The organism is Solidesulfovibrio aerotolerans (genome assembly GCF_009856865.1).
Lineage (GTDB): Bacteria > Desulfobacterota > Desulfovibrionia > Desulfovibrionales > Desulfovibrionaceae > Solidesulfovibrio > Solidesulfovibrio aerotolerans.
Window position 1 is genome coordinate 124770 of sequence record NZ_WVUD01000004.1, and the last position, 19689, is coordinate 144458.

Below are 19689 nucleotides of genomic sequence, written 5' to 3' on the forward strand. Positions count from 1 at the left end.
CGGGGCCATCGATTTCGGGCCGGCAGCGGCCCGGTGGCCTCTCGTGTCGCGTGCGGCAATTGCCAGTATGGTTTGCCGAGCCTCAACACGCTGCATTTATTATTTTTATTAACAAAACATAAATACTTTTTTGTGAACGCCACACTAACCGTAGGCAGCGTCGGCGGCCTGGGGATTGTCCTGGCGCACGGCATCGGCCAGGGCATTTAAGGCCTCGGCCACGTCGTCCAGAGGCGGGGGCGTGGGCAGACGGGGCACGTCAAAGGTAGTGGGATCGAGGGGGACAAAGGCCAGATCGTTGTTGAGCCGGCTGGTGTCGCTGACAGAGCCGCAGGTATATTCCTGTTCCAGGCGGTCGGGGTTCAGGGACTTGTTGAAACGGATCAGTTCCGAGGGACATTGGCTGGCGTTGACGGCCTCGATTTCGGCATTGATCGTGTCCGCCACCCCGTGCAGATGGTCGTAGCCGGGGATGGGCATCATGCGTCCGGGTTGGCGCGGGTCCGGGGCGTAGCCGCCTTCATTATACTGGGCGATTTCCTGGCGCATGGCGGCATAGGCCCGGGCAACGACCTTGCGGTAGCGTCCGGCGGCGGTCAGGGCCAGGGGGCGGGTGAAGGTGCGGATGGACCCGGCGTCGGCGGTCAACCGGGTGGGATCGAGGCCAAGGCCCGCCAGGAAGGCATCGGCTTTGGGGCTGTCCAGGAGCAGATGGCGCAGGGCAAAAATGTGTTCGAGGGCAGGTCCAGCCCGTTTGCGGACGCGTCCGAGCAGTGCCTCGAAATTTTCCAGGCGTTCGTCCAGGCGGCAGCGGCGCGAGAAGAAGTTGTCCGCCATCTCGCACAGGACTTCGTTTTTGAGATCGTCAGCGAAATCGGACCCGCTGGTCATGGGTGCGCTCCGGGGATGCGGTTTGCCATGGCTTGCTGGTATCCTGTGGCCCGACCCTTGGCAAGGGACGGGCCATGACAAACCGCGACGCTTTGGCTAGATTGGCATAGGTCTGAGAGGAGGTGTGCCCATGGAGGCTGATTCCCGCACGCGGGCGGAACTGCTCGCCGAAATCGCGGTGTTACAGCGGCGTCTGGCCGGCCTTGAGGTCGAGCGGGAGCGTTTTATGGCCGAGGAGCGGGTGTTGCGCCAGGGCGAGGACCGCTACCGTCGGCTGCTCGAATCGGTGACCGACTACGTCTACACGGTGACGGTCAGGGGCGGCCGGGCCGTGGGCACGGAACACGGTCCCAACTGCGTGGCCGTCACCGGCTACACCGCCGGGGAATACCGCGATAATCCTCTGCTGTGGCTGACCATGGTGGCCGAGGAGGACCGCGCGGCGGTGCTGGAACATGCCGCCCGGCTCCTGGCCGGGGAAGACGCCGGTCCCCTGGAACACCGCATCCTGCACAAGGATGGCACGGTGCGCTATGTGTGCAACACCCCGGTGCTGCACCGCGACGCCGCAGGCATCCTTCTCGCCTACGACGGCATCGTCAACGACATCACCGAACGCAAGCGGGCCGAGGAGCTTTTCACCCGGCTGTCCCTGCACGACGCCCTGACCGGCCTGCCCGGTCGGGCGCTCTATATGGACCGCCTGCGTCAGACCATCAGCCTGGCCGAGCGCCACAGCGAGCGCACAGCGGTCTATTTTATCGATTTGGACCATTTCAAGGACGTCAACGACCGCCACGGCCACGAGGTCGGGGATGCGGTGCTGGCCGAGGCCGCCCGGCGGCTGACGGTCTGCATGCGTCGTTCCGACACGGTAGCCCGGATTGGGGGCGACGAATTCGTGGCCCTGACCCCGGGCATTGGCGAGACAGCCAATGCGACGGCCATGGCCGAGAAGATCGTTGCGTCGTTGCGCCGGCCTTTCGAGGTGCGCGGGGCGGTCTGCCAGCTTGGCGCCAGCGTCGGCGTGGCCTTTTATCCCGACGACGCTACCCGCAGCGGCGAGCTGTTGCGGCTGGCTGACGCGGCCATGTATGCTGCCAAAAATGCCGGGCGCAACGGCTGGCGACTGGCCGGGAGCCTGCCGGCCGCCGCTGTTGTAGCCGGGGAGCCGGCCGCCACCGGGGACGTTAGCCGATGAGGCCAAGCACGCGCCACCACCAGTAATCCAGCGGCCACAGGGCGATAATGGTGATGGCGGCGGTGAGCAGGCACAACCGCGTCACATCCCGGCCCGGCAGGTAGCCCGACTGGATGGCCACCACCAGCGGCGGGGCCTGATAGGGCAGGATGACTGAGGAAAAAGCCACCACCTGGGTCATGGCCACGGCCATGGGGGACCAGCCCACGGCCGCGGCCAGATCCGCCGTTAGGGGCGTCATCACCGGCGGCACCCCGGGCAGCGTCACCGCCAGCCCGACCAATGTGGACAGGCCGGAGAGCAGCCCGAAGGCCAGCCCCGGGGCCTCGGGCGAAAACGGCAGCGCGGCAATGGCCAGCCGGGCCACGCTCGCGCCCAGGCCGCTGTGGTCGGCCACCGCCCCCAGGCTGACGATGCCGGCCACATAAAAAATCGCCTCAAACCGCAGACTCCCGAAAGCATTGCCCGGCAGCAGGCCGCTGCCCGGGAACAGACAGACCAGAGCCGCCAGCATCCCGGTCCAGGCCGCCGGGATATGGTGCCAGCCGTCGCTGGACCACAGGACGACGGCCAGGGCCAGCACCAGCCCCAGGCGGCGCTGGGCCGCCGTGGTCGGACCCGGGGCGGTTTGGGGCGGGGCTGCGGCGGCCGCCTGGGGCGCGTCGCGATACAGCACGGCGAGTAAGGCGATGAGCAGGCCAAGGCGCAAGGCCCCGAGGATGGGGAAGTGGAGCAGGAAATAGGGGCCGTAGGACGGGACCAGCCCGAGGATGGATTCCATGGAGCCGGCCAGGACATTGTTGGGGATATTGGCTGGCAGCACGGCCGTGGCTGGCAGATAGGTGCCGAAGAGGCCTCCGAGGATCAGGCCGATGCGGCCCTTGCTGCCGGGGCGATAGCCCAGCCGGTCGGCCAGGGCGGCCAGTATGGGCAGCAGCAGCATGGTGCGGCCCATGGCCGAGGGCATGATAAAGAGCATGGCTGCGGCAAAAAGCGTCACCCCGGCCACGGCCCGGGGATAGGAGCGGGTCAGGACCGGGGCGAGCCGGTCAGCCAGCCGCTCGCCCAGGCCCGTGTGGCGGATGGCCTCGCCAAGCACGGCCCCGGAAAAGACCAGCCAGACCGCTGACGAGGCGAAGCCGGCAAAGACGTCGGCGGCCGGGGCCACTTTGCCGGCCATGCACAAGGTGAAAAAGACCAGCGCCGTCAGCCACGGCGGCAGCCAGCCGGTGGTCCACAGGCCGATGGCCAGCAGCACGGCCGCTCCGGCCCGGACCTGGGCATCCAGGGTCCAAAACGGCTGGAACAGGGCCAGCCCGGTCACACAGATGGCGGCCAGGGCCAGTCGCTGGCGCAGGGGCAGGGCGATGGCGGCAGGGGATGTGGGCATGGGTTATATCCTGGCGGATTCGCCGCTGGGTGCGGCGTCGGTTTGCGGGCCAGGGCGGGCGGCCTGCACGTTGCTGGCGGCCTCCAGGAAACGGCCGAGCAGGGTCAGCCGGTGGGCGATGTCGGCCCGCCAAAAATCCAGGCGCTCCCAGCCAGGCGGTGTCAGCCGATACACTTTGCGAGCCGGCCCCGGGCCGGCCGTGTCCCAGGTCGCGGCCAGTTCCCCCTCGCGTTCCAGGGCGTTTAAGGTGCGATAGACCGCTCCCGAATCCAGGCTGGCCTCGGGCAGCAGGCTGCGTATCCGGGCCAGCAGGTCGGCCCCGTGCCCCGGGGCCTGTGCGGCGGCGAGCAGGATAAAAGCGGGCAAGTGGCGGTAGCCCTTGTTTTTCGGCGCAGCCATGGGTGGGCTCCTGGTGTTTTTTCGGAGAATAGTGTATTTTATAGTATGCTGTAAAGTACAGTTTCTAAGTTTGGTTCACGAAGGTGTCCGGTCCCGGTGTTCCCGATCAGGCCCAGTTGACATGGTATTAAAAAATAATATCATAGTATCATGAACGCCAAGCACGCCAAAACCCTGGAAGCAATTTGCGCCAATCCGGTGCGTGCGGGCATTTACTGGCTTGATATCGTTGCTCTCTTTGAGGCAGTCGGGGCGAATGTACGCCAAGGGCAGGGCTCTCGGGTGCGCGTGACCCTAAACGGCGTGCGGGCCACTTTCCATGAGCCGCACCCGGAAAAGACAACGGACAAAGGCGCTGTGCGTGCGGTCCGGCAATTCCTGGAAAGCGCGGGGGTGAAATGATGAACGCATTGACGCACATGGGGTATGTTGGAATTTTTGACTACGACCCGGGTGACGAGGCATTTCATGGGCGTGTCATGGGTATGCGTGATACGATCCACTTTTGCGGGAAATCCATTGACGATCTGAAGAAGAGTCTGGCCGTGGGTGTCGAGGATTATTTGGCCCTGTGCGCCGAAGATGGCGTGCAGCCTGAAAAACCGTATTCCGGCAAGATCGGACTTCGGCTGAACGCGGATCTGCACCGGCTGGCGGCAACGGTGGCCAAGGCCGAAGGAAAAAGTCTCAACACCTGGATCATGGAAACCATCGAGCGCCAGGCAAAAGCCAGTCTCTCGGCCTGAGCACGCAAACAGCCAGCCCGGCAAGGACATGGTCGTGGCGCGGCGGGTGTCCCGGGAGCTTTGGCAACACGATTGGGACGCTCCCGGGGTTTGTTGCGAAAATGATAATGAACTTGCGATAGTTGTGCCCCGCCACAGGCCCAAGCCGGACCTCGCCCCTGCATTGCCTTCCTTGTATCGAAACGATACAAAGGCAAGGTGGCAGAAATTGAAACCCGGACCGGGTCCGGCCAGGCGGGGGCGACGTGTTTGGCAAACTCGCACGCGCGGTGAAGGGGCTTTTTTGCGACAGTCAGTCGGATGCGCCCCAGGGAATGACCGAAGAGCAGATCCAGACCGAATTTAAAAAACGCTACCACCATTTCAAACTGCTCTTAACGGCCAATAAAAAGGCCCTGGAGCTGATGACTGAAATGGAGGAGGCCTTAAACGGCCGCCGCACCTTCGGCATGGCCTTTATCCGCGCCCATTCCACGGCCGTTTCGGTCAATGTCTATAAGATTGTCGAGCACTTAAATTCCATCGCCCCGGGCCGGTATACAGAGCTGTACAACCGCATCAAAGACATCCAGCGGCGTATCGGCGAGTGTCTTATCCATTCCAGTGAAGGCGAAGCCTCGATGGCACTCGTTATTCCCCTGGAAAAGACCGGCCGCGATCTGGCCGATCAGGTCGGCGGCAAGATGGCGGGGTTGGGCGAGATCGTGCGCCGCACGGGCCTGCCTGTGCCGCCGGGATTCGCCATTACCGCCCGGGCCTATCGCCGGCTCATTGAGGACAACGACCTCAAGGATGAGGTGAATCGTCTGCTCCAGTCGGCCGGTCCCGACGACCAGCGCAATCTGCTCATTTTAAGCTCCCAGATCCGCAACAAAATCACCGAATCCGAGCTGCCGGCCGATGTGGCCAAGGCGATCATGGACGCCTACGCGGCCTTGTGCGCGCCCTTTGGCCACACGTTCCCGGTGTCGCTGCGCAGTTCGGCCCTGGGCGAGGACGAGGCCGGCCAGACCTTTGCCGGCCAGTTTTCCTCCAAGCTCAATGTCGGACCCGAGGACATCCTGCAGTGCTACAAGGAAATCGTGGCCAGCAAGTACAGCCCCCAGGCCATGACCTACCGCTTCAACCGGGGCATCCCGGATGAGGACGTGGCCATGTGCGTGGGGGTCATGGCCATGGTGGACGCCGTGGCCGGCGGCGTCATCTATTCCCGCAATCCCCTGGATATCCGCGACGATTCCGTGCGCATCCACAGCGCCTTCGGGCTGCCCAAGTCCGTGGTGGACGGGTCGGTGGGCACCGACGAATTCGTTTTTGCCCGGGAAACGCCGCCCAAGCTCATTGAGCGCCACATCCGGCAAAAGGACCAGGAGTTCACCTGTCTGCCCGGGGAGGGCGTGTGTCGGGCCGAAACCATCGGCGCGCGGGCCATGGAACCGAGCCTCACCGACGCCCAGGCCCAGACTCTGGCCGAGGCGGCGGTGGCGCTGGAAACCATGCACGGCGCACCGGTGGACGTGGAATGGGCCGTGGATGCGGCCGGGGCCATCCAGTTTTTGCAATGCCGTGAACTGGTGCAGTTGCCGAGCCAAAGCGGCGGTACCGCCCACCGGGTGTGCGGCACGCCGCTTGTCTCGGGCGGCGTGACGGCCAGTCCCGGCGCGGGCTGCGGGCCGGTCTGCATCGTTCGCCGGGAGGCCGATCTGCTGCGTTTCCCCCGGGGCGGGGTGCTGGTGGCTGTCGAAGCGCCGCCGCGCTACGCGTCCATTATCGACAGGGCTGCGGCCATCGTCACGGAAAAGGGCGGCGCGGCCGGGCATTTGGCCAACGTGGCCCGGGAGTTCCGGGTGCCGGCGATCATGGGCCTGCCCGGGGCCTTGCATCTGCTTGTCCCGGGCGACGAGGTCACGGTGGACGCCGATGGCCGGGCCATCTATGCGGGCCGGCTCCAGGAACTGCTTGACGAGGCCGAGGCCCAGCGTCAACCGATGCCGGAGCGGATAACGCCCATGCACGCCATTTTGCGCCGGGTCATGAATGAGATCACGCCGCTTTCCCTTATTGACCCCAACGCCCCGGAATTTGCCCCGGAGAACTGCCAAAGCCTGCACGACGTCACCCGGTTTTGCCACGAAAAGTCCGTGGCCGAGATGTTTAATTTCGGCCAGGAGTTCCACTTCTCCAAGCGGGCGGCCAAGCAGCTCAAATACAAGGGCACGGCCATGAAGTGGTGGTTTATAAACTTGGACGACGGCTTTACCCACGAGGTGCCGGGCAAGTTCGTCAAACTGGAGGAGATCTGCTCGATCCCGGTGGGGGCCTTGTGGGACGGCATCATCGCCATTCCCTGGCAGGGACCGCCGCCGGTGGACGGCCGGGGCCTTATGTCCATCATCGTCCAGGCCTCCACCAACCCGCATCTGGAAGCGGCCGCCCATTCGTCTTTCGCCGAGCGCAACTATTTCATGGTGGCCAGCAATTACATGTGCTTAAGTTCCCGCTTCGGGTTTCATTTCTGCACTGTGGAAACCATGGTCAGCGACCGCAACCAGGAAAACTACGTGAGTTTCCAGTTCAAGGGCGGGGCGGCGGAATACACCCGGCGTCGTCGCCGGGCGCAGTTTGTGGGCGAGATTTTGGAAATCCACGGCTTTGTGGTGGAGGTCACGGAAGATGCGTCCTTTGCCCGGGTCAACGGCGGCCCCCAGGAAGAGATGCTGCGCGCGCTTAAAGTCATCGGCTACATGCTCATGCACACCCGCCAGCTCGACATGATCATGCACAACGAGCCCATGGTGCAAAGTTACAAGCAAAAAATCCTGGACGATCTGGTCACGGTGGTGGGGCAGCCTCTCCATGCGTCGCCGCCCTGCCCGGTCAAGACGTCGGAAGCTGTGCTGGAGAGTTAGTCGCGGCGGTGGGTTGCGTGGGTCAGACAGCCGCGTAAGCCAGGGCCGGCGCGCCAAAAAAAAGCCCCGGCGTGAACCGGGGCTTTGGGCAAAAGCCGGCAGGCGTTATTTTCCCGACAGTTCCTGGATGGCCTGGGCCACGGGCTTGTTGCCGGGCAGGACGGCCTGGGGATTTTTCGCGGCCAGGGCCTTGAGCGCGGCCAGGGCTGCGGCCGGGTCGTTTTTGTCGTGTTCGAGCACCACGCTCTTGTTGAAGTTGGCGATGACGTGCCCGGGGTTGACCGCAATGGCCTTGTCAAAGCACTCGATGGCCTTATCGAATTTTCTCTCATGCCGGTACATGACGCCAAGATCGGTGAGGACGTCGGGATTCCCGGGTTCCAGGGTCAGGGATTTTTCGTAGGCGGGAATGGCTTTTTCCGCCTGATCGGTGTCGAAATAGAGATTGCCCAGTTCGGTCCAGGCCGCCAGATTGGCTGGTTCCAACTGGGTCTGTTTTTCCAGGGCCTTGATGCGCTCGATTACGGCCGGAGCCGGGGCCGGCGCTGGGGCAGGAGCCTGCTGGGCTGTTGGGGCCTCGGCCCGGCCGGACGGGGAGCCCATCATGCCCCGGGCCGTGAAGCCCAGAAAAATGCCGGCCAAAAGAGCCAGTCCGGCCCCGAGAAGTGCAGCGCTGCGGCTGACGGTGCTGGCTTCGCCGGAATTGGTGCTCGCCATGGGATCTCCTTTTGCTGCGGGAATGTCGTGCGGCCGGCAAACTAGCAATGTCGCCGGGAAATGTCATCGGGGCAAAAAGACCCGAGGCGGCCGAAGCCGCCTCGGGCGGGGGGGTGGAGAGGAGACAGAGGGTCACATACACTTGTCAGGTCTATAGAGACAACAGGAACTGCCTATCTGTTCCCGTCGGTTGCCTGGGGATCAACGGCTACCCGCAGCCGTTTGAATTCATCTGCAGTGATGGCCCCTTCGGCCAGTCGCAGGCGCAGGATGCGCAGGGCGTCGTCGCGGTCGGCAACGGCTCCCCGGCGAAAATCCGGCCGCCTGCCAGAGCGAAGCAAACGGAAGAGGAGCACGGCCGCAGCCAGCCCGAGGAGGATCAGTGCCGGCAACAGCCAGCCGCCCGGGAACTGAAAGCCGTAAATCGTACACATGTTGGTACCGGTTGGTTGGGGTCAGTCCCGGGGCCGGTCTCGCAACCAGCCCCGGACAGTTTCAATCTATTGGCAGCCGCCGCCGTGGTAGCCGCCGCCCATGCCGCCACCCATCATGCCGCCACAGCCGCCGCCAAAGCCGGGACCGACTTCCTTGGCCAACTGGATGCGAAGCTGGGTGCGCTCGGAGAGCAGCTTGCCCTTGATGTCGCCGATCTGCTTGGTCAGGGCATCAATCTTGGCCTGATCCGGGGTCGGGGCCACGGCCAGGGCATTGAGTTCCGCCATCTTGACGCCAAGTTCAGCCCGCATCTGGGTGGTCTTGGCGGCATAGGCGTCATGAATTTTCTGGAAGGCAGCCTGCTTTTCCGGGGTCAACTGGGCCATGCCGCCGCCCATGCCGGGACAGCCGCCTTGGCCGCCACCTTGGCCGCCGCCCATGCCGTCACCGTGACGGGCCAGGGCCAGGGAAGAAGTCAGGGCCACTGTGGCCAAAGCAACCAGGGCGATACGAAGCATCTTGCTACGCATGAGAAAACCTCCGTTTGGTGAGCCGGCCGCAGCCGGCTGCACTGTGTCCTGTCCGGGCAAACGCCCGAAGCATGCCCTCCCTATTGCAGTCGCCATGCCATGTTGTTTTATCGCGTAAATACAGTGTGTTAAATAATAAATGGTTTTGCTCCCCGAGCCGTTGGCCTGGATAGATACTGCCCATTGCGGCCCCGGCCGACCGGGAATGTGTCTCTTTTTTATACAGGGTGGAAAGCATCAACTTATTAGAATAACTGCATAAAATCAGGAGAAGCCGCCTCGGCCGCCGTTTGCGCCCCCCTGTGACGGTCGCAGTGTCTCGAAAATATCCACTGCCGCCGGCCGCCCCCCCTCGGCCGAGCCGCCAATGAAGGCCGCACTCCAAGGATCGGTTTCCTCCACCACCGTTTCCTCCGCCGCCCGGGGCAGCGCCCGATACGAAAACATGGGGGCACCCACGCTCTCCCGGCCAAGCCGCCAGCCCACCAGCAAAAAGACCAGGGCCGCGCCCAGATGGGCCAAGGTCTCCAACCACCGCCAGTCGCCTTCCAATACCGTCATGGGGCCTCCTCCTGGGTTTGACTGTCGGCCAGCACCGCGTCGATGAGCTGGGCCGCCGGTTTATCCACCGTTTTTACTGTTCCAGCCGTCAGCGGCCTGGCCATGCAGGCGTGGCAGGCCTCGTCGTAGATGTGATCCTCGCCGGTGGTGTCGATGTCCTCGACGTTGCGCCGGTCCGTGGACAACAGCGGCAGGGTGCGGATGAAATCCTCGCAGGTGTCATAGACCTGCAGCATGGGCGGGCCGTCTTCGCGCGGCCGCAGCCGTTCGTGAAACTGGCGGATCTTGACGGTGCGCGACGGATCGCCCGGTGCCAGATACACGCCTGCCCCGGCAAACACCTCGGCTGTGCTCGGCCCCTGGCCGCCACCCCGGTAATCCGGCTTTTTGGCGAAACAGTCCGGGCCGCACAGCCGCGTCACCCGCCGCCCGGCCAGGCTAAGGGTCGCCTCCCGGGCCAGGATGCCGGCGGCGATCTGGGAATCGGTCAGGCGCAACCCCTGGTTGGGCGACCCATTGGAGCCGTACCATTCGGCAAACCGATACAAACGGCCGTCCGGGTCCACCCACCACCAGCCCACTGAAAACGGCGCGCCATAGCCCCAGTCAAAGGTCATCAACAGCGGCGCATTGTCCGGCACCGGCCGGGGCTTGACCACATGAAGGCGTCGGGAAAAAGCAAAGGCCTGCCCCATAAACACGTCCCAATCGCCTTCAAGATAGGCCGTGCGATACGGTTCGGGCAGCGCCTCCAGCCGGGCCACATAGCCCGGGTCGCGCTCCATCAGGATGCGGTTGTCGGCAAGCCGGCCCGGCAGATAGCAGCGCAGCATGCCGCCCTCGGCCACCGGCGCGCGCCGACACTCCCCGGGCGGGGCAAAATCCACAAACCGCGCCTTGGCAAACCCGTGCCCCACCCCGCCCGGGTTGGAAGCGCAGACAATGCCCGGCACCTTGTGGCGCAGCGCCGGCGGCACCTCGATGGCGCACCGCAGCCTCCCCCGCAGATAATCGTATTGAAACTCCGTAAAACTCGTCAGTTCGTCGATGTAGAGCGCATGCAGTTCCGCACCCTGATAGCGGAACACGTCCACCTCGCGCGGGCAGCCGCAAAAGGTGAGGATGGAACCGTTTATGAACTCAAACCGCTGTTTTGCCGCCCGGTACTGCGCCACCGACCGGGGAAACTGGGCCAGTGCCGGCAGGATATGATTGCGCTCCAACTCCGGCATGGTGCGCCGGAACAGATACGCCCGCAGCCCCGGCACCCGCAGACAGGTGAGCAGTGCCTCAAACCGCAAGGCATGGCTCTTGCCCGGTCCGGCCGCACCGCCAAACAGGATTTCGTTGGCCGGACAGGCATGCAGCGCCGCCTGGATCGGCTGCGGCGCATACTCCAGCACCACGCGCCTGCCCCCGTTGCCTGCCTTGGCTCTTTCTGCCGAAATATCGTCAAAATCCTGCAAACCCGCACTCCTGTGTTCGGATGCCACTTGTAACAGGCTATTTTAGCATAACTTATTGGTGGCATGATTCAGGCAAGCCACCCCCCCAGAGGACCGGTTCGCACCGTTTCTTAAAGGAGCCTCCCATGTCACGCCTCCTCCTGCACCGCCGCCTTGCCCTTGGCCTGCTCGCCAGCACCCTGCTGGTGGCCAGCGTCTGGGCCGTGCCCTCGCTGTGCCAAGCCCCGCCCCGTGGCTATGCCCGGTTGCTGGCCACCCGGGCCGCCGTGCCCCCGGACGCCGTGACGGATTGCCGCATGAGCGCCATCCGCTTGCGCGGGGCTTGCGGTCCCGACGCCGCCATCCCCGATGAGGACTTCGCCAGCCTGCGCGACCAGTGCCGCCAAGCCGCCAAGGCGGGTGCCGCCGGCCAACGCATCGCCCGCATGTAAGCCAGCCGATTTCCTGCGCAACAGTTACCCAGAGGCAGGGCAGACGCCCACCGGACCACATTTCAGGCCAGCCGCCCCTCCCTGTTGCCCACCGCCTTTGCGCGTCACGGATGGCCGCCCAACGGACTACACCCCGGGCCGGCCGTCCCTTATTCGCCCGCCGCTCCCTGCGGTCCGGGCTGCGCCGCCTCCGGGAGCGCCTGCGGAAAGGGCGCACAGGTCACCACCGTCACCGGCCTGACCGCCTCCTCCTCTCCAGTACCCGGCCGCGTGCCCAGATGCCGGGATAAGGCCGACAAGGCCTGGGTCTTGCCATGCAGCTTCACCCGCACCCCCTTGCCCGGCGTCTCCACAATCTCCGAGACGCAGGCCGCCTGATCGGCCGTCAAGGTGTCCGAGGGCCGCAATCGCACGCCCTCCTCGCCCCAGGCCACAAAATCCCGCATGTCGGCAAAGGCCAGTCGGGCCAATTCCACCACCACCCGGTCCTGGGTGATGCCCAGCCGCTGGCTGCGTTCGGCCATGGCCGCTTCAATAGCTTGGCGCACATGGGGCAGGCCCCGAAGACGCGGGCCGGCATCCCGGGCGCTCTTCTCGCTGTACCCGGCCCGCACCGCCGCCGCAGTCGCGTTGCAGTCCACCAGATATTCTTCCACAAACCGCCGCTGGCGGTCCGTTAATCGCTGTGTTTGTTGCTGCATCAAAAACGTCCTTGTGGGAGGTGAAGGGAGAGATGAAGGGTGCGCGGCGATGCTGGAAGCTGTGTGATGCTGGAGATGCAGGCGGGGGGGAGGGAGGTATAAGAGGAAGATGCCTCCGGCGGCCGGGGGGGTGCCCCCCCCGGCGGGTCCAGGGCAGCGCCCTGGCGGGGTCCGGGGCAGCGCCCCGGTTAGTGCAACTGGCGGGAGGGGCCGGACCAGTGCCATAGGGCGAGGATATCGGCCAGGGACAGGTGGGGGTTCAGAGCGAGCAGGCTGTCCAGGGACAGGGGTTTGCTGGCAAAGGTGGCAGGCATATGGGTGTGCTCCAGCGGGTTAGGCGGCCAGGTTTTGTTCTTCGAGGATGGTCAAGCGGGTGGCGTGGGTTTCCAGGCGTTCGGTCACGCGTTCCATTTCGGCCCGGGTCGGGTAGCCGCGGGCGAGTTCCAGGCGGCAGTCGTTTTGGGCTTTTTCGTAGGCGCGCATGCGTTCCTGGAGGTTTTCGATGGATCTGGCCACGTCACTGACCCATTTGCGGGTGAAAAACAGGACCATGCCGACCAAAAAGGAAATCCAGGCGGGCAGCAGCAAGGCATCAGGCGTCATGGGCGGGGCTCCGGGTGGGTTTCGGTTTGATGATGTGGGGCAGGGCTGTTTCGGCCAGATCGATGCCGGCCTGGGAACCAATTGCGGCCAGGGCGATATCGGTGATGGACTGGATTTCGTCGGGAGTCAGCCCCATGCTGTATTTGCGGCTGAGCGCCACAGCGACGATGGCCAGGGTGGCGGCCCAGAGTTTGCGCGAAGCCAGGGGGGACACGCGGGTCATGAGTACCACCGCTCGGGCAGGGGGATTGTCGCGTTGTCGCCGCAATAGGGGCAGGCGTGCGCGCCGCCCAGCGCCACGCAGCTCACCGAACCGACGTACACGGTGTCGCATACGGAGCAGGCCCGATGCACCTTGTCGGAAACGTAGCAGATCGTCCCATCCTCAGTAATCGAGGTGTAGCTGGTCATAACGGCGTTACGTAGATCGGCCGGCATGACCGGCAGGGGCGAGTGTGTGTTCATGTTGCACCATCCTTAAGTCCATAAGGACCATGGAAGGCGGACATGGACCAGTCAGTCTATGTCAGAATTGTTTGCAAATACCAGCGCACAGGTAAAAGAGTCTTTTGCAAATCGCTTTACAGCCTTGGCCGGCTTGGGCAAGGTCGGTAAAACGGTAAAATAACCACACGGAGAAAACCATGGGTCTGCGTTTGATGCTGGTGCTGGGTGTGATGCTGCTGGCGGGCTGCGCCGGCCAGGGCACAGGGATGGACGGCGGGAAGCCGCCGGTCATGACAGTGTCTGATTACTATGGCTACTGCTCAGCCTTGCCGACCCCGGATGCCTGTGTTTCCGACCCCATCTGCAACCGGTTCCGCCAGGAACTGACGCAAGCCCCGCAGGACTTGCACGCCTGTCTGGCCATGTGCCGCAAGACGGGCGACGCCCTGTATACAGACAATCTGATCAACGGGTGCAGCGGCATACTCGATAGGGCCGTGGACTTTTGCGACCAGTTTTGCCGTCGCCGCGATCCTTCCTGAGCGGGTGGTTCTGTGACGCGGCGGGGAGTCACGGCCCAGGTCATAGGCCGCGTATTCCGGCTGCCAAAAGGGGCCGGAAGCCAGGCTGACAGGGGAATGGCAAGCTCGCCCGCTAGCCGCAATGCGCGGCCATGTAGCGCCCCAGCCGCTCCAGGCCTTCCTCAATGTTCTCCAGGGAATTGGCGTAGGAAAAGCGCAAATGCCCTTCGCCGCCAGGGCCGAAGTCGATGCCCGGGGTGACGCCGACATGGGCCTTTTCCAGGATGTCGTAGGCCAGGGCCAGGGAATTGGGATGCAGATGGTCGGCCCGGACAAAGACGTAAAACGCGCCGGTGGGTTCGGTGCGCGGGGCCAGACCGAGCTTGGTCAGGCCGGCGAGCAGCGCCCGTCGCCGTTCGTCATAGACTTGGCGCATGGCCTCGGCCGCGGCCAGTCCGTCCGGGGTCAGCGCCGCAAGGCCGGCCCACTGGGACACGGAAGAGGCGCAGATAAAGAGATTTTGCTGGAGCTTTTGCAAGAGCGGCATCATGGCTGCCGGGGCGATCAAATAGCCCAACCGCAGGCCGGTCATGGCAAAGCGCTTGGAAAAGCCGTTTAAGATGAGCGCCTCATCGGAAAATTCCAGGGCGCAGCGGGCCGGTTCGCCGTAGGTCAGGCCGTGGTAGATCTCATCCGAGATGACGGTCTTGCCGGTGGCGCAGGCGGCTTCGATGGCCGCAGGGGTTAAGAGCGTGCCGGTGGGATTGGCCGGGGAATTGAGCAGGATGCCGGCGGTGCGGTCGGTCACGCATTCGCGCAAGCGCTGCGGGGTCCACTGGAAGCCGTCTTCCTCGGCCACGGGCACATAGCGCGGGGCCAGTCCCGTAAACCGCAGAAAATTGGGATAACAGGCGTAGGCCGGGTCGGTGAGCAGGATATGCTCTCCGGGTACGGCCATGGCCCCAAAGGCCAGCAGCATGGCCGGCGAGGTGCCGCCGGTGACCAGCACCCGGTCCGGCGTGATGCTGACGCCGTATTCCCGGGCGTGCAGATCGCAGATGGCCTGGCGCAGGGCAAGCAGGCCAAGGCTGTGGGTATAGTGGGTGTGTCCGTCGGTCACGGCCTTTCGGGCGGCTTCCTTGACGCACTCGGGCATATCGAAGTCGGGTTCGCCGATTTCCAGGTGGATGACCCGATGGCCGGCAGCCTCGATGGCCTGGGCGCGTTCGAGGATGTCCATGACGAGAAACGAAGTGATGTCCTTGCAGGCAGGATTCATGGCTGGCCGTCCGGTTGTAGTGCGTGGGAGCGGGAAGGTGTAGCCCGCCGGGCGGCGGCAGGCAAGGAAAGACCTTGGGACGAAAAAGCGGTCAGACAGCGCAACGCTGCCTGACCGCTGGAAACGGCGCTGTCGTGATCGGATGTCTAGGCCCGGGGCTGCCCCGAATCGGACTCCGGCTCCGGCGTTGGTGCGGTTGGCTCGGGCGCAACCGTCGACGGCACGCCCGAGGGATGGGCGTAGCGGTCGTTTAAGGTCTGGATGAAGCGCTCGCTGTCGGCAATGACCGAGACGAGCAGCTTGCGGTATTTCTGGCCCCAGCCGGCTGGTTCGCTGCGAAAGATCGAGCGCCAGGGCGCGGTGTTGCGGCCAAACGCCCGCACCAACCCTTCGCGGATGGGACCGTAGGGATAGGTTTTGGCCACTGCCCGGGCCACAGCCGCAGCCGACCATTTTCGGGCCAGCATATGCAGCCAGCCCGCGCCGCCAAGGCACAGCGCCAGAAAGATCAGGGTCCGCCAGGTCTCGTCAAAGACCCAGCCGAGCCAGGCCGGGACCACGCCGTTGGAGAAAGGATGGCCGGTCAGCAGATAGAGGGTCAGCAGCAGGGCGGCGAGTCCCCCGAACAGCCCGGCGTCGCGCGAGAGCGTGCCCGAGCGCCAGCGGGCCAGCATGGTGCGCAGTTCCGGCACCCGGGTGTCCTCGACCTCCCGGGCCAGCTTTTCCAGTTCGCCGACAATGCGGTAGGCCCGCTCCACCCGCACCTGATTCATGCGGGTGTGGATGCTGGCCAGATCGGCGTCGCGCTTGGCTTCGAAGCGTTGGCGCAAGGCTGCGTCGTCGATGGGCACGGCGGCCGAGGGCGAATAGATGCGATAAAACTTGCCGGCCGTGAGGCCCTGCTGGGCCAGGGCGCGCTGCCACGCACCCACGACCTCTTCCGGGTTGTCCTCACGGGCGGCAATGTCCATTTGGTTGAGCACGTAGATAAATTTATTGGAATCGCGGCGGTTGATGGTGGCCGCCACGAGATGGGTGAGTGTGTCGCGCATGGCCCCGGGTTCGGGGCGGCGGGCGTCGAAGAGCACCAGCACCAGATCGGACAGGTCCATGATATGGTTGGTGATGCGCAGGGTGGCCGTGCGCTGGGCGTCGGCGTCAAAGCCCGGGGAATCGATGAGGATGATGCCGCGCAGCTTGTCGCTGGGGCAGGTCTTTAAGCGGATATAGGAATCGATGCGGCCGCCCTCGCCGGGCTCGACCTTTTCAAGTTCCTCGCTCATCTTGTAAAAGGGAAAGCGCAGATCGGCGTTCAGGGCCGTGCCGGGCAACACCCGGGATTCGCCTGAGGCATTGTAGCAGACCACCGTGAACTTGTCGTCCACGGCATGGGAGCCGGTCTGCTGCACCGGGATATCCAAATAGTTGTTGATAAAGGTCGATTTTCCGGCGGAAAACGGTCCCAGGATGGAGATGAGCGGCCACCAGGCTATCTGGGAGATGGTGGATTGGTCGTTGCCGATAAGGCCAAGACCCCGGCACACCGTGTCGAGCTTTTTGAAACTGCCCACCGCTTCGACCAGCAGCGGGTTTTCCAGTTGCAGATGTTCCTTAAGGCTTGCCAGCCTGTCGCGCAGTCTGCCGTCTTCCATGCCGCCCCCTGGCCGAATCGAGTGGCCTTCTCTATCAAATGATTCGGGATTCGTCGAGAAGCCTGACGCAGATACCGCAACGCCGCAACGGAGGCTCCCCATGCACGAAGAATCGCTTGGCAACGTGATCCGCGACTATTTGACCGGCGAGGAGCTGGAGGAGACATCGTACGAGGAATTCCGGCAAGGTCTGGCCCGGCTGCTGGTGGAGGAAAAGGGCTATCCCCGGGAGCGGTTGCAGCCCAAGGTCGGGGTGTGTTTCCCGGCGGCGGGGAGCCTCTACACCCGCATGGTCGATCTGGCCGCCACGGATGCGGCTGGTCGGGTGCTCTTGTTCATTATTTTTTGTTCCGGCGAACCCGGCACCTACCTTCGCGAGACCCTGGCCGCGGCCAGGGTCTACGACGGCGGGCCGGTGCCGCTGGCCCTGGTCACCGACACCCGCGAGGCCGTGCTGCTCGACGTGGCCAGCGGCCGGGAGCTGGGCCGGGGCATGCGGGCCGTGCCGGCCTATGCCGCCCTGGCTGATCTGGCCGCGCCCATGGCACCGCTGTCCGACGAAGCCCTGGACCGGGAGCGGCGCATTCTTTTTGCCTACAGCGAATTTCTGTCCGGCGGTTGTTGCCAGGGGGCCTGCCGCCCCAAAGCCAAGGCCTGACGGCGAGGGGGGGGCGACGCCGTTACCGGCACATGGTGGGGGGGGGCTGCGCTGTTTCGGCGTACGGGCGGCGTGGCCCGGAAGTCTTTGCCCTGCCCCAAGAACTTTGGCGCACCACGGAGCAACCTTTCGCCAGACCTCAAAATGCAAAAAAAGAAAGGCCCCGACTGCAAAAGCCGGGGCCAGTAATGTTGCGCTATGAAAATGACAAATGGGTTAATGTGACTGCCTCGACTTCAAGAAGTAGAGCGCGTGTTTACCACACGTGGAGTTTGCCAGGATTCCGTTGTATCGCTGGCCTGCAAGTGCTCTACGGCGAGGAGGACTGTCCGACTTCTGATTCACCCAATGGCATCACCCCCGTTGAAGTTGCAAACAACCTTCATCAAGGACACAGCTGAAATATAAGTCCGGGTTGTAACGGTGTCCAGTGCTTTTTTTGCTTTCTTTGGGCTGGGCGAACGGCTGCGGGTGGATCTACTGGCCTGGGACGCGGCCGGCAACATCGCCACCCGCACCGCCGCAACCAACTCTCTGGGCGGATTGGCCAACCGGGCTTAGGCCGACGACACCGACGACCATCCGACCTCGGCCGGAGAGGCCAGCGACCACAGGGGCAGCGTGGCCTTGTCGCCGGCAGGCGACCTGGGTCGCATACTGTCAGCGCGTCAGTTTTGGAATAATATTCCTAAAATGCCTGAGGATGGAATCAGTCTAATTCCCGAGCGGTCCAGATGCAGCGGCCGATGATCTCAAAATCATCGGCATCGGCCACGAGCAACACGTTGCTGTCGTTGTCCGAGGCGATGCCGAGTTGCCCGCCGGCGTCGATAAGGCGCTTGATGTACATCTGGCCGTTGTAACGCAGATAATAGACTTTGTTTTTCACGAACTGGCGGCGGCCTTCGTCGATGAGCACCACCGAGCCGTCGGCGATGGTGGGCTCCATACTGTCGCCAAAGGCCCGGATGGCGGTCATATATTCCGGGTTGCCCTTGGAACGGATCCATTCGGTGCGAAAGCTTAGGTAGGTGAGCGTGCGGTCGCCGGTTTCGGTGGACCCTCCGCCCATGGAGGCCGTGGCTTCGCGCAGCGGCACCTCGGTATAGTTGCTTTCCCGAGTCTCCCTGGCCCGCAGACCGCGCAAAATGGAACGCAGGGCAGCGTAATCCCCGCCGCCTTTGCTGGCGGCATCAGCCCCGCCGTAGGCCGGTTCACGCACCTGGAAGCGCCGGGACGGCGGTCCGTCGGCCGGGTAGGGCAAGGCCTCCAGGCGCTGGCGGCCAAGGGACACCATCTCTTCGTAGGACAGCTCGAAAAATTCCGCAAATCGGCGGCGCAGGGGGGGCTTTGGCACCTGCTTGCCAGCCAGAATCTTGCTCACATAGCCCTGGCTCACGCCAACAAAGGCGGCCAGATCACCCTGCTGGGCTTCCTCCATGGCCGCCAATTCCACCAGGGCTCGCCAGAAATACTGGTCTTCCTCGGTGCGAAACGGGCCGTCCTCCTGGGGAGGCAGCAAGTTATCGCGTCTGATCATGGTCGAACTGTGCCCCAGGCCGGGAGAAAATGTCCATTCCTTTTTTGGCATATTATTCTTGACAAATATTCCTAGCAGGAATATTTATGCCGTCAGACAAGGCCGCTGTTCCACCCAAAGACCACGGAGACGGTTGCGATGCGTGAAGCCGAGTTGGAGACCACATTGGCGCAAAGTCTGGGGGCTGAAGCCGCCCGGGCCGCACTGGACGCCCTGATTGCCGCCTGGGGCGGGTGCAGGCTGGATATCCCCAAGGGGACGTTTTCCAAAAAACGCCGGCGGGACGACGAAATCCGGCAACGCCACCGCGCTGGCGCGGATCTTTTCGCCCTGCGCGATCTGTACGGGCTGTCAGACAGGCATTTGCGGCGCATTTTGTTCACAACCCACTAACCGAGGCAACGGCCCAGCCCGTCTACCCGCCAGGACCAACCGGTCCTGGCGGTTTCGTTTGGGCGCTTGGCGCAGTCGGCCAGGTGCCGGCCAGCGCCCAGAGCCAATTGAAAAAGACTTCTCTTCTCAAGGTGTTCCGGGGCACCCGCCGTCGCGGCAGCTTTGCCCTGCAACCCCTTAAAAAACTTCTCCCTTTCAGGGGGTCCGGGGGGGATGATC

The 19689-nt window shown here is 64.1% G+C and carries 25 protein-coding genes; 9 read left to right on the forward strand and 16 right to left on the reverse strand.

What is annotated here, in order from left to right; genetic code table 11:
• Positions 1-144: 144 nt before the first annotated feature.
• Positions 145-891, reverse strand: coding sequence for a hypothetical protein (locus tag GTA51_RS04220; RefSeq protein WP_160958963.1), 747 nt, complete (start codon positions 889-891; stop codon positions 145-147).
• A gap of 130 nt (positions 892-1021) precedes the next feature.
• Between GTA51_RS04220 and GTA51_RS04225 the strand changes: the two genes are divergently transcribed.
• Positions 1022-2092: a sensor domain-containing diguanylate cyclase gene (locus tag GTA51_RS04225; RefSeq protein ID WP_160958970.1), complete on the forward strand. Its 1071-nt coding sequence runs from the start codon at positions 1022-1024 to the stop codon at positions 2090-2092.
• Here GTA51_RS04225 and GTA51_RS04230 read toward each other — a convergent pair.
• Both GTA51_RS04230 and GTA51_RS04235 read right to left on the reverse strand, forming a co-directional pair.
• A complete protein-coding gene (locus GTA51_RS04230) occupies positions 2082-3482 on the reverse strand; it encodes an SLC13 family permease (RefSeq protein WP_160958972.1) in 1401 nt (466 codons plus the stop codon). The two genes, GTA51_RS04225 and GTA51_RS04230, sit on opposite strands and share 11 nt — an antisense overlap.
• A gap of 3 nt (positions 3483-3485) precedes the next feature.
• Entirely contained in the window at positions 3486-3881 is a 396-nt protein-coding gene (locus GTA51_RS04235; protein WP_160958973.1) for a PadR family transcriptional regulator, read from the reverse strand.
• A gap of 150 nt (positions 3882-4031) precedes the next feature.
• Between GTA51_RS04235 and GTA51_RS04240 the strand changes: the two genes are divergently transcribed.
• The 3 genes from GTA51_RS04240 (at position 4032) to GTA51_RS04250 (ending at position 7536) form a co-directional block, all read left to right on the forward strand.
• Positions 4032-4283 (forward strand): type II toxin-antitoxin system HicA family toxin, encoded by a 252-nt coding sequence (locus GTA51_RS04240; protein ID WP_160958975.1) that lies wholly within the window; start codon positions 4032-4034, stop codon positions 4281-4283.
• Positions 4280-4627, forward strand: coding sequence for a type II toxin-antitoxin system HicB family antitoxin (locus tag GTA51_RS04245; protein WP_246197964.1), 348 nt, complete (start codon positions 4280-4282; stop codon positions 4625-4627). The genes GTA51_RS04240 and GTA51_RS04245 overlap by 4 nt, the downstream gene beginning before the upstream one ends.
• A 245-nt stretch (positions 4628-4872) precedes the next feature.
• Positions 4873-7536: a PEP/pyruvate-binding domain-containing protein gene (locus GTA51_RS04250; protein ID WP_160958977.1), complete on the forward strand. Its 2664-nt coding sequence runs from the start codon at positions 4873-4875 to the stop codon at positions 7534-7536.
• A gap of 105 nt (positions 7537-7641) precedes the next feature.
• Here the strand turns inward: GTA51_RS04250 and GTA51_RS04255 are convergent, their stop codons facing one another.
• From GTA51_RS04255 to GTA51_RS04275, 5 genes are all read right to left on the reverse strand, one after another.
• Entirely contained in the window at positions 7642-8253 is a 612-nt protein-coding gene (locus GTA51_RS04255) for a tetratricopeptide repeat protein (RefSeq protein ID WP_160958978.1), read from the reverse strand.
• Between the two features lie 173 nt (positions 8254-8426).
• Positions 8427-8687 (reverse strand): SHOCT domain-containing protein, encoded by a 261-nt coding sequence (locus tag GTA51_RS04260; RefSeq protein ID WP_160958980.1) that lies wholly within the window; start codon positions 8685-8687, stop codon positions 8427-8429.
• A gap of 66 nt (positions 8688-8753) precedes the next feature.
• Positions 8754-9218, reverse strand: coding sequence for a periplasmic heavy metal sensor (locus GTA51_RS04265; protein WP_160958981.1), 465 nt, complete (start codon positions 9216-9218; stop codon positions 8754-8756).
• A gap of 264 nt (positions 9219-9482) precedes the next feature.
• On the reverse strand, positions 9483-9779 hold the full coding sequence (locus GTA51_RS04270; protein ID WP_160958983.1) for a hypothetical protein: 297 nt from the start codon (positions 9777-9779) through the stop codon (positions 9483-9485).
• A complete protein-coding gene (locus tag GTA51_RS04275) occupies positions 9776-11245 on the reverse strand; it encodes a terminase large subunit domain-containing protein (protein ID WP_211922424.1) in 1470 nt (489 codons plus the stop codon). The genes GTA51_RS04270 and GTA51_RS04275 overlap by 4 nt, the downstream gene beginning before the upstream one ends.
• Before the next feature lie 125 nt (positions 11246-11370).
• Here GTA51_RS04275 and GTA51_RS04280 point away from each other — a divergent pair, with 125 nt between their 5' ends.
• A complete protein-coding gene (locus GTA51_RS04280) occupies positions 11371-11676 on the forward strand; it encodes a hypothetical protein (protein WP_160958984.1) in 306 nt (101 codons plus the stop codon).
• A gap of 149 nt (positions 11677-11825) precedes the next feature.
• Here the strand turns inward: GTA51_RS04280 and GTA51_RS04285 are convergent, their stop codons facing one another.
• The 5 genes from GTA51_RS04285 to GTA51_RS04300 form a co-directional block, all read right to left on the reverse strand.
• Positions 11826-12377, reverse strand: a complete 552-nt coding sequence (locus tag GTA51_RS04285) for a terminase small subunit (RefSeq protein ID WP_160958986.1) — start codon at positions 12375-12377, stop codon at positions 11826-11828.
• Positions 12378-12565: 188 nt separating this feature from the next.
• Entirely contained in the window at positions 12566-12691 is a 126-nt protein-coding gene (locus GTA51_RS21205) for a hypothetical protein (RefSeq protein WP_281353941.1), read from the reverse strand.
• Positions 12692-12710: 19 nt separating this feature from the next.
• Entirely contained in the window at positions 12711-12980 is a 270-nt protein-coding gene (locus GTA51_RS04290) for a hypothetical protein (RefSeq protein ID WP_160958987.1), read from the reverse strand.
• Positions 12970-13203, reverse strand: coding sequence for a hypothetical protein (locus GTA51_RS04295; protein ID WP_160958989.1), 234 nt, complete (start codon positions 13201-13203; stop codon positions 12970-12972). The genes GTA51_RS04290 and GTA51_RS04295 overlap by 11 nt, the downstream gene beginning before the upstream one ends.
• Positions 13200-13445 (reverse strand): hypothetical protein, encoded by a 246-nt coding sequence (locus GTA51_RS04300; protein WP_160958991.1) that lies wholly within the window; start codon positions 13443-13445, stop codon positions 13200-13202. The genes GTA51_RS04295 and GTA51_RS04300 overlap by 4 nt, the downstream gene beginning before the upstream one ends.
• 179 nt (positions 13446-13624) lie before the next feature.
• Here GTA51_RS04300 and GTA51_RS04305 point away from each other — a divergent pair, with 179 nt between their 5' ends.
• A complete protein-coding gene (locus GTA51_RS04305) occupies positions 13625-13969 on the forward strand; it encodes a hypothetical protein (protein WP_160958992.1) in 345 nt (114 codons plus the stop codon).
• Positions 13970-14081: 112 nt separating this feature from the next.
• Here the strand turns inward: GTA51_RS04305 and GTA51_RS04310 are convergent, their stop codons facing one another.
• Positions 14082-15227, reverse strand: coding sequence for a pyridoxal phosphate-dependent aminotransferase (locus GTA51_RS04310; RefSeq protein WP_160958994.1), 1146 nt, complete (start codon positions 15225-15227; stop codon positions 14082-14084).
• A gap of 146 nt (positions 15228-15373) precedes the next feature.
• Positions 15374-16879: a dynamin family protein gene (locus GTA51_RS04315; protein WP_160958996.1), complete on the reverse strand. Its 1506-nt coding sequence runs from the start codon at positions 16877-16879 to the stop codon at positions 15374-15376.
• Positions 16880-16979: 100 nt separating this feature from the next.
• Here GTA51_RS04315 and GTA51_RS04320 point away from each other — a divergent pair, with 100 nt between their 5' ends.
• Positions 16980-17537 carry a type I restriction enzyme HsdR N-terminal domain-containing protein gene (locus GTA51_RS04320; RefSeq protein ID WP_160958997.1) on the forward strand — a complete coding sequence of 186 codons (558 nt, stop codon included), beginning with the start codon at positions 16980-16982 and terminating at the stop codon, positions 17535-17537.
• A 423-nt stretch (positions 17538-17960) separates the two neighbouring features.
• Complete coding sequence (locus GTA51_RS04325) at positions 17961-18098, forward strand: hypothetical protein (RefSeq protein WP_160958999.1); 138 nt, start codon at positions 17961-17963, stop codon at positions 18096-18098.
• A 148-nt stretch (positions 18099-18246) separates the two neighbouring features.
• Here the strand turns inward: GTA51_RS04325 and GTA51_RS04330 are convergent, their stop codons facing one another.
• The gene (locus tag GTA51_RS04330; protein WP_160959000.1) at positions 18247-19077 is read right to left on the reverse strand and encodes an XRE family transcriptional regulator; all 831 of its coding nucleotides are present in this window, start codon (positions 19075-19077) and stop codon (positions 18247-18249) included.
• A gap of 138 nt (positions 19078-19215) precedes the next feature.
• On the opposite strand from GTA51_RS04330, the gene GTA51_RS04335 reads away from it, so the two are divergent.
• Complete coding sequence (locus GTA51_RS04335; RefSeq protein WP_160959002.1) at positions 19216-19470, forward strand: Mor transcription activator family protein; 255 nt, start codon at positions 19216-19218, stop codon at positions 19468-19470.
• Positions 19471-19689 lie beyond the last annotated feature (219 nt).